Here is a 475-nt window from a genome sequence, read left to right as displayed (position 1 = left end):
GTCTTCGGTTCTCCAAATGACCTCTTCCCGCCAATCTCCGAACAGGTTGGCCTGAAGAACCGGGTTTCCTTTTGTCCCGTTGTTGGACAGCACACCTTCCGGCTGAAAAATCGTTTTTAAACAGCGGTTTTCAGCATCCCACTTTTCAATCTTTGGTTTGCCAATCGTTCCATTCCAATCATGATCCAACAGCTCCCTGACCAAGTCCCCGTCCCACCAAATGGAGAAATTGGCGGAATCAGGCGCTTTGTCGCTGATTTTTTCTCCTTTGCTCGTATAGAGCCCATATGACATTCCATCATTGCCCGGCGGATCGATTCCCCAGACGAGCGATCCCTTGTACCGAGGGTCAATGTGAGCCGCCATTCCTCTGCCGACATCTGTTCCGGCATGGACGCCCCATAACACCTCGCCTGTTCCGGCATCACGCAGCGACAACCCATACGGCTTGCTTGCGTCCTCATGAACCTGAAAC

General features: G+C 52.4%; 1 protein-coding gene. It reads right to left on the bottom strand.

The window, feature by feature from the left end; all coding sequences use genetic code 11:
- On the bottom strand, window positions 1-475 hold a 475-nt coding region (locus GPA27_RS29645), incomplete at both ends, for a rhamnogalacturonan lyase family protein (protein WP_505606755.1).

It is taken from the genome of Aromatoleum toluolicum (assembly GCF_012911005.2).
Lineage (GTDB): Bacteria > Pseudomonadota > Gammaproteobacteria > Burkholderiales > Rhodocyclaceae > Aromatoleum > Aromatoleum toluolicum.
Note: the sequence above shows the minus strand (reverse complement) of the source record. Positions and strands in the feature narration are given on the sequence as shown.